Genomic DNA, 9,178 nt, shown 5'->3' with positions numbered 1-9,178 from the left:
CCCCCCGCCTCCGCCGCCCCCACCACCGCAAGATAGTCAGAGCGATCAGGATCAACAGCAGGACCAGGAAGAACAACAGACCCAGCAGGACGCGGAGACGCAAGAGCAGCAAAGCCGACCGCCCGATCAAACACCGCCGCGGCAGCCCGAAAACCAGCCAACGGTACGACAAGCAGAGGAAAAGGAACAGGAGACCTCGGAAAACAAGCCCCATGGAGACCATAACCGGGAGGAACAGGTCTTTGCCATTGGCGCCACCTTCAAGGTCAAACCCCTGGCCGCTGTCAAGGACCGTGTGGTCCGGCGGGGATCGGGGCGACGTTCGCGCAGCCGGATCTCGGAGAAAAAAGGGCGATACGTGAAAAATACCCTCCGGGATAATGGGGACATCGCCCTGGATGCCACCCTGCGGGCCGCTGCTCCCTTTCAGCGGCACCGTGCGCACAATGACGGCCTTGCCGTCCACCTGACCCGAGAGGATATCCGCTGCCGAATCCGGGAAAAAAGGGTCGGCAACTTTCTTCTCTTTGTCGTGGACGCCAGTGGTTCCATGGGAGCCCGGGGCCGCATGGCCGCTTCCAAGGGCGCGGTCATGTCCCTGCTGCTCGATGCCTACCAGAAACGGGATCGGGTGAGCCTGATCACCTTCCGCAAGAACGAAGCCCATGTCAACCTGCCGCCCACCACTTCGGTGGATCTGGCCGGTCGACTGCTGGCCGAGATGCCGGTGGGTGGGCGGACACCGCTGTCAGCCGGTCTGGCCAAGAGTCATGAGCAGGTGCGCAATTACCTGCTGAAGAATCCGACCGCACAACCCATCGTCATTCTGATCACCGATGGAAAATGCAACGTGGCCCTGGGCGAACGACGACCGGTGGAGGAATCCCTGCACCTGGCCGCGGCTCTGACCAGGGATGAACGGAGCCGCTACATCGTGGTCGACACCGAAGAGGCCGGCCTGGTCACCTTTGGCCTTGCCCGACAGCTGGCTGCGGCCATGCAGGCCCAATACTTCAAAATAGACGACCTCAAGGCGGAAGCCCTGGTCAATATCGTTCGAGGACAGCAATCATGAACAAACGCCCGATCTATCCCTTCACCGCCATTGTCGGCCAGGAAAAGATGAAACTGGCCCTGATGCTCAACGTCATCAATCCCGGCTTGTCCGGAGTTCTCATCCGCGGCGAGAAAGGGACGGCCAAGTCAACGGCGGTCCGGGCCCTGGCCGACATCCTCCCCGAGATAGAGGTCTTTGCCGAGGATCCGTATCAATTGGACCCCAACCAGGAATACGCCGCCTATCTCACGCTCCGAGGGATCCTGCAACCAGGCACGCCCGAAACCGAGCAACCGGACATTGTCCGCCGCAAGGTGCGGGTGGTGGAGTTACCGGTGGGAGCCACGGAAGATCGGGTGGTGGGCACGATGGATCTCGAACATGCCCTGAAAAAAGGAGAAAAACGGGTCGATCCCGGCATTCTCGCCCAGGCGCACCGCAACATTCTCTATGTCGACGAGGTCAACCTGCTTGATGATCATGTGGTTGATGTCCTGCTCGATTCAGCGGCCATGGGCGTCAACACCATCGAACGCGAAGGCGTCTCCTTTTCCCATCCAGCCCGTTTCACCCTGGTGGGAACCATGAACCCCGAGGAGGGGGAGCTGCGTCCCCAGCTCCTTGATCGCTTCGGACTCTGTGTGCATATCGAGGGTATCCAAACCGCCGCCGACCGAGTGGCTATCATGGAACGACGGGTGGCCTTTGACCTTGATCCGGAAGAATTCGCAGCTCGCTGGAGAGAAGAATCGCAGGCCCTGGCCGACCGTATTCGTATCGCCCGCAGCCTCTATCCGGAAGTGGAGGTGGATCGGCCGCTGCTTTTTGAAATCGCCGATTACTGTCTGGAGGTCGGCGTGGACGGCCATCGCGGTGATATCATCATGCTTAAGACCGCAAAAACCCTGGCTGCCTTCGACGGCCGCACCGAGGCAACGTCGGCGGATATCCAGACCGCCGCCGATCTGGTCCTGCCCCACCGGGTTCGGCGTCAACCCCTGATGGAGATCGCCGATAATGTCCAGGCTTTGCGCCGGCAACCAAGCCGGTCCTCGGCCCACGCATGAAGGAGAAAGACATGATCCGCATCGAAGCGCTTCAGAAAACCTACGGTGCCACACAGGCCCTGGCCGGTATCGATCTCTCCGTTGAGGCCGGGGAACTGTTCGCTTTTCTCGGGCCCAACGGTGCCGGCAAAACCACCACCATCCGTATCCTCACCGGCCTGACCCGCAAGGGGAGTGGCCGGGTGGTGCTGGCCGGCCATGATATTGAGACGGAACCCCTGGTTGTCAAGCGTCTGTGTGGGCTGGTGCCGCAGCATATCAACCTGGACAGTGAACTGACCGTGACCGAAAATCTGGATATCCATGGCCGGCTGTTCGGCATGGATGCCACCAGACGCCGAACCAGAATCTTCGAACTGCTCAGCTACGTGGAGATGGAGGACCGAAAAAACAGCCTGGTCAAGCAACTCTCCGGCGGTCTCAAGCGGCGACTGATGATTGCCCGCGCCCTGATGCACGAACCCCGCATCCTGTTCCTCGACGAACCCACCGTGGGGCTTGACGCCGCCATTCGTCGCCGCATCTGGGCTTTGATCAAGCGGGTCCAGCAGGATGGGACCACTATCTTTCTCACCACCCACTATATCGAGGAAGCTGAATTTCTCAGTGGTCGGGTCGCCTTTCTCGATCAGGGACGAATCGTGGCTGTTGATACCCCCCGGGCCTTTATTGAACAACAGGGACAATGGGCCATGGATCTGATCAATGGAGAAGGCATGCAAACCCGCTATTTTGCAACCAGAGACAAGGCGACCGCATCCACAGCCGGTCAGGAAGCGGGCTACACCCTGCGACGGGTCAATCTTGAAGATGCCTTTCTCGCCCTCACAGGAAAAAAGGTGCGCTGATGCAAGGATTCATAGCTGTTTATCTCCGTGAACTGCTCATACTCAAATACCGGTTCAAACGGGTCCTGGCCGGCATGGCTGTTTCCCCCCTGCTCTACCTGATCGTCTTCGGGTATGCCCTGGGGCGCTCGATTCAATTCGGAGAGCACTCCTATCTGGAGTTTCTCATTCCCGGTCTGATAGCCATGGCCAGCATGACCCAGGCCTTTTCCATTGCCACCGACATCAATGTGGCTCGGTTTTACTGGAACATCTTTGAAGAGTTCCAGGCCGCGCCGATCAGCAATCTCGCCTATGTGACCGGCGAGGTCCTGGCCGGCATCACCAGGGCCCTGCTGGCGGTGCTGGTCATTCTCCTGCTCAGTCTGCCCTTCGGCGTTGTCCTCTCCCTTGGTCCCCTGTTCTGGCTGGCGGTGCTCTGCAATTGTTTTGTTTTTGCCTCCCTGGCCGTTGGTCTGGCCATGCTGGTCAAATCGCATGCCGATCAGAGTTTGCTGACCAATTTTATCATCACACCCATGGCCTTTCTCGGCGGCACCTTTTTTCCCGTGGATAAACTGCCGGAATGGTCCCAGATCCTGCTCGCCTTCCTCCCTCTTACCCACGCCTCCAGTGCTATCCGGGCCAGCGCTCTTGGCCAGCCGGTTCAAGCATTGGATTACCTGATTCTTGTCGTCACCGGAGCCCTCTTTTTCTGGCTGGCTCTGCATTCGGTCAACCAGGCCAGGGACTGACCCCGCATAAATTATAAGGATCACATCATGCTTATTGACACTTTCTACGACGGTGTGGCCATTCACCGCGCCGAAAAAATCATCTACGCCCGTTTTCTCCGGCCCCACACGGTGCTTTCCACCTGTCGTGCCGCCGGTGGCCTGCGTACAGACCTTCACTGTCTCTACAACCATCAGAGCTGCGAACCGGCTGGGCATAGTCACTGTGTATCGCCCATGGCGTATAGTGATCCCCTGAGCTATCGCCAATCCATCTGCGAACGTCACGGCCTGCCTGCCGAACACTGCGCCACTCTGGGAACGGCGGCCAACATGCACAACGCCGCCATCGCTGTACATTCCTTTGCCGATCTCACCGTGGCCGCGGTTTGTACCGGTGGGGTTGAAGGCAATGCCGGCCGGATCGGTGACCCGGCTGCAGTGGTCGAGACCGCCACGGGTTTTGAAAAACTGCCTTTGACCAAAGCCCTGCCCGGACCCGGGACCATTAACACCATGCTTTTCATCAGCAAACCACTGATTCCCGGCGCCCTGGCCCGTTGTATCATGACCGCCACCGAGGCAAAAACAGCGGTGCTGCAGGAACTGGCGGTTAATTCCCGTTATTCCGATGGCCTGGCCACCGGCACCGGCACGGATCAGATTGGCGTGGCCGCCATGGATGACGATGTGCCACCGCTGACCAGCGCCGGCAAACACGCCAAACTGGGCGAACTGATCGGCCTGGCCGTGTACGAGGCCATCAAGGGCACCCTGGCCCGGCAGAACAATCTCACTCCATCCGGCCAATGCTCGGCCAAGATTCACCTGGAACGGTTCGGCCTGACCAGGGCCTTGATGGAGGAATCCATCTGCCGACACCTGAACAGTGATCAGGCGGAACTGCTGCGGCAAAATTTCGATGCCATGCAACGCGATCCCGTGACCGTGGCCGCGGTGGCAGCCCTGGCCCATGTCCGCGACAAGATCGTCTGGGGTGTTTTGCCCGCGTCCTGCTGGAGTGAAGTCATGGGCGGTTTTGCCGCCCAGATTGCCTGCGCCGTCAGCGGATCATATCAGCACATGGAGACTTATCGGCATCGTCTGGCACCGACCCGGGTCGAGAACAACAACCCAGCCCTGATCGAACTGGCCTGCCGGTCTCTGGCCCTCGGGTTTGCGGAAAAATGGCGACCGTTTACCAACGCTTCTGCCACAGACGATCAGGTAGTCGAGGAATGTATCACCGAAAACCGGTGACCTGTCGGCCGATCGGATACGTATTGAGCAACACGTTTTACCAACTGGTACGGCTATCGTTTTTTGCACCTGGTGATGATCTATCCAGGTCGTTCTTGTACGAAGAACAATACTATAACGGACACCAAAATGGAGAAACGATGGACATGAGATGCACGATGAAAATCGATCACATTCTGTTTGCCCTGGCTCTGACACCATGCATTGCTCTGCCGGTCTGGGCAGGAGAGCAGCAGGCCCAGAGCGGCGGTGAAAAGGTGGTCACCGCCAGCCGCATGGAACAGCGACCCATCGACGTTCCCAGCAACACCCAGGTGATCACCCGCGACCAGATCGAGATGTCAGGAGCCAGGAATCTCGGCGACCTAATCGGCAAGTACGTCACCGGTCATTAATATTTTTTTACCAGCTGATACGGCTTTCGTTTTCTACGCCTGGAGATGATGTATCCAGGTCGCTCTTGTACAAAGAATAGCACCACAACTAACATCAACATGGAGAAAAGATGAAGATGAGAAGCAAGATGAAAATCGATCACATTCTGTTTGCCCTGGCTCTGACACCATGTATTGCCCTGCCGGCCGGGGCAGGAGAGCAGCAGGTACAAAGCGGCGGGGAAATGGTGGTCACCGCCAGCCGCATGGAACAGCAATCCATCGACGTTCCCATCACCACCCAGGTGATCACCCGCGACCAGATCGAGATGTCCGGGGCCAGGGACGTCGGCGACCTGATCGGTAAATATATCACCGGTCATTTTCACAAATTCAATGGCCTGCTCAGCCCCGTCGGCCTGCGCGGTTTCCGCAGCGATTCCCACGGATCCGATCTGAACGGATATGTCCTCATCCTGATCGACGGTCACCGGACCGGCACCGGCAACGCCGCCAAAATCAACCTCGACCGGATTGAACGGGTGGAGGTGGTCAAAGGACCATCCTCGGCCCTGTACGGTTCGGCGGCCATGGGCGGGGTGATCAATCTGATCACCAAAACGGGCGACGGCCCGCTGGGCGGTTCCATCACGGGTGAGTACGGCAGTTTTGACTATTACAAGGGTCAGGTGTCCACGGGCGGTGAGGTCAGTGATACGTTCCGTTTTTTCATTACCGCGAGCATTGACGAGATCGGCGACTATTCCGATCCCACCTTTGGCACGGTCTATAACTCCGGAATAGAGAGGAAAGAAATCGGTGGTAATGTTGTCTACACCTTCAGTGATCGCCATGAAGTACGCCTGGGCGGCAACTACTCGGACCTGTACAGCGAATCTCCCAGTTGGCGGAACTGGATCACCTATTCCGCCCATGATCCCAATGCCCGTCAGAACAGCGACAAAAGTATCGGCTACGCCGATCTGGAATACAACGGTGAATTTTTAGACGGTAAACTCCACTGGAAGGCCCTGGCCTATTATCTCTATGATAAAAACCACTGGTTCTGGGGTTTTCCCGACCCAGATTCCAGCCAGACCAAATACATCGACAAGACCATCGGCACCGACCATCAGTTCACCTGGAGGATGACGTCCTGGAACACTCTCCTGGTAGGCTTCACCATCGAGAGCCTGGAAAAAGAATCCAGTGGCACGGAAAATTTTCAGCCCTCAACACCTTTAACCCCGGGTCTGGACTACGACAATCAGGCCCTGTTCATCCAGGACTCCATGGACCTGTTCGACAACCGGGTCAACCTGATCGCCGCGGCCCGCTACGACCGCTTTGATGTCACCACCAAAAGGGCGAAAACCGGCACCTATGCCGATTTCAATGAACGGAGTGAAACCTATGACCGCATCTCGCCTAAATTCGGCATAGGCGTCAAATTCCTCGATGAAATGCTCCGGGTGCGGGCCAATATCGGCGACGGCTTCAAATCACCCACTGCTGATCAGTTGTCCGCAGACTATGTGGATGTTCGCTCCGGAGTCCGCTTTCTCGGTAATCCGGACCTGGACCCGGAAACCAGCCGCACCTTCGACATCGGCTTTGATGTCTACCACAGCGACCTGAGCCTGACAGTCAGTTACTTCCATACCGACTGGAAAGACAAGATCGTCCGGGAATCGCTGGTCAACAACGGCCAGGGAATAACGACCTACACCAACCATGGCGATGCCACCATCGCTGGTTTTGAAATCGGCGCCGAGTGGATCCTGGGGCAGACCTTCAATCTGCCCTTTGATGCCTCCCTGTGGTCGAACATGGCCTTCAATACCGAAAAAGAGGACGAACAGACCGGGGAAGACCTGTTGTACATCTCTGATTACGAGGTCAAATCCGGTCTCAATCTCGGCTATGCCGGAGTACGCGCTCAACTCAGTCATGTCCTGGTTGGTTCCCAGATGATCACCAACTTTGACACCTTCATGAACGAAGAAAAAGGCACTTTCTCCTTTTGGGATCTGACCGTGCGTTATCGTTTCGCCGGCAGCTGGGAGATCAATGGCAGCATCCTCAACCTCTTTGACCAGGAAGTGGAGTGGGCCCGCGGGTACATCATGCCGGAGCGTAATTACCGCATCGGCCTGACCTGGAACTTCTGAAGCATTCATTGCATTGCATCCGCCGCCGGGCCAGAGCGTTTTCGGGTTCGGTGGCGGATGATCCACAAAACCGCAATGTAATACTATGGTCACTCTTTTAAAGCGCGGGGCAAAGACCGTTTAACCCAGGTATGAGGAGCGTTTACCAACGCCTCATCTCCACCAGCAAACAGGAAATACGTATGCCTGGCATCATTATATCACGACATCCCCTTTACGCACCCATTGTCAGCCTGACGCTGGCAACGCTCCTGCTCATCCTGGTGCCGGTCAACAGTCTGTATGGAACCCCGTCGCTGAAAATAGGCATCCTCGGTGACCAGACCGGTTCAAACGATCTGGTCGAATCGTACCGGATTCTGACCAAGGGAGTGGCAACCCTGCGACAAGAAGAGGTCGATCTTGTCCTCCACCTCGGTGACCTGGTGGAAAGCACCCGCTCAAAGGCCGAAATTCGCAATGATTTCCAGACAGCGGTTGACATTCTCTCCTCGCTTGGCAGACCCTGGTACCTGACCCCCGGCGACCATGATGTCAACCCGCCGGAACGCCTCCCTGACTCCCCTGATCGCTCCAGAGAGAAGTTGTTCCAGGAACTGCTCGCCGCGCATATTCCGGAGGTCAGGCAGCGCCTGTATTACAGCTTCTCTCACAACGGGTATCATTTCATTGCTCTCAATGCCCTGGAACACCTGCACACCGATCCCCGCTGGGGTAATGTCTTTCTGGCCCGAATCTCCGAAAAGCAGCTCGATTGGCTGCGACGTGACCTGGAACGGAACAAGCAGGCCGAGGCAATCATCGTCTTTCTTCATCAACCGCTGTGGTACAACTGGGCCGGCTGGCAGCCAGTGCACCAAGTGCTCCGGGAGTACGGTGTAGTGGCCGTGCTGGCGGGACATTTCCATTACGACCAGGACGATGGTGAACTCGACGGTATCCGCTATCTGATCTTCGGTGCCACCGGCGGTGCGATCAAAAACGCCAGCCGCCCAGCCGGCGGCATGCATCAGGTAGCTGTCCTCCAACTGCAGGGCCGACACTTGACACCTCGGCTGCTGGATGCTGAAACCGGCGAGGAAGTTGCTTTCACCACCCGAACCGATGCCGATCGAGTGCAGGCGCTGGATTATATTCTCTGGGGACTGAGAGGAGAGATCACCGGCACGCCATCCTGCATCAACAGCGACGGGGATGTTACTAATTCTCCCAATTCCGCTCCCCCGTCAATCACCATCTCCAATCTCGGCAACCCCATCGATCTGCCGGTCCTGCTTGCCATTGAACACGATCCATCCGAAGTTCAGTTGATCGCCCCCCGTTTTGCCGAGGGTCTCTGTCTTCCCGACGGAAATGGTCTGAACTGTCATCTCCCTCCCGGGATTGGTATCGCGGTATCCAACCCTTCGTTTGCCAGCCCTTGCTTTCCCGCTTGTCCACCAGGTATAACCACGGCAGCCACCGATCCAGCATCATGGGTCAGCCGAGATCCGGATTGGTCCGCAACCCTCGACAGCTCTCCTCCTCTTCTGCCTGACGCCTCGCAGTCACTGACTCTGCGGTTGCGAATGGAGTTTACCGGTATCCACGGCAACCAACTTGCTGTGTATACAAACCTGCTCATACCTCTTGTCGATTTGTGTCATGAAAAGTTACCCGAGCACCCCTGAGCCAGCTGAGAAGATCCA

8 protein-coding genes are annotated in these 9,178 nt (G+C 57.4%); all 8 read left to right on the top strand.

Annotation, left to right across the window (positions count from 1 at the left end):
• On the top strand, positions 1-1,075 hold a 1,075-nt coding region (locus JWG43_RS15335; protein ID WP_205243826.1), incomplete at its 5' end, for a vWA domain-containing protein.
• Positions 1,072-2,124: a magnesium chelatase ATPase subunit I gene (locus tag JWG43_RS15330; protein WP_205243825.1), complete on the top strand. Its 1,053-nt coding sequence runs from the start codon at positions 1,072-1,074 to the stop codon at positions 2,122-2,124. The genes JWG43_RS15335 and JWG43_RS15330, both read left to right, overlap by 4 nt.
• Positions 2,125-2,135: 11 nt before the next feature.
• Positions 2,136-2,972 (top strand): ABC transporter ATP-binding protein, encoded by an 837-nt coding sequence (locus tag JWG43_RS15325; RefSeq protein ID WP_205243824.1) that lies wholly within the window; start codon positions 2,136-2,138, stop codon positions 2,970-2,972.
• Positions 2,972-3,706 (top strand): ABC transporter permease, encoded by a 735-nt coding sequence (locus JWG43_RS15320; RefSeq protein ID WP_205243823.1) that lies wholly within the window; start codon positions 2,972-2,974, stop codon positions 3,704-3,706. Before JWG43_RS15325 ends, JWG43_RS15320 begins: the two co-directional genes overlap by 1 nt.
• A 27-nt stretch (positions 3,707-3,733) precedes the next feature.
• Positions 3,734-4,945, top strand: a complete 1,212-nt coding sequence (locus JWG43_RS15315) for an adenosylcobinamide amidohydrolase (RefSeq protein ID WP_205243822.1) — start codon at positions 3,734-3,736, stop codon at positions 4,943-4,945.
• 158 nt (positions 4,946-5,103) lie between these two features.
• Positions 5,104-5,340, top strand: coding sequence for a hypothetical protein (locus tag JWG43_RS15310; RefSeq protein ID WP_205243821.1), 237 nt, complete (start codon positions 5,104-5,106; stop codon positions 5,338-5,340).
• 110 nt (positions 5,341-5,450) lie between these two features.
• Positions 5,451-7,490, top strand: a complete 2,040-nt coding sequence (locus JWG43_RS15305) for a TonB-dependent receptor plug domain-containing protein (RefSeq protein ID WP_205243820.1) — start codon at positions 5,451-5,453, stop codon at positions 7,488-7,490.
• A gap of 182 nt (positions 7,491-7,672) precedes the next feature.
• Complete coding sequence (locus tag JWG43_RS15300) at positions 7,673-9,160, top strand: metallophosphoesterase family protein (RefSeq protein WP_205243819.1); 1,488 nt, start codon at positions 7,673-7,675, stop codon at positions 9,158-9,160.
• Positions 9,161-9,178: the final 18 nt, after the last annotated feature.

Origin of the sequence: Desulfobulbus alkaliphilus, from assembly GCF_016918545.1 — a bacterium.
Lineage (GTDB): Bacteria > Desulfobacterota > Desulfobulbia > Desulfobulbales > Desulfobulbaceae > Desulfobulbus > Desulfobulbus alkaliphilus.
The sequence above is the reverse complement of the archived record's forward strand: the minus strand, read 5'-3'. Positions and strand labels throughout refer to the sequence as shown.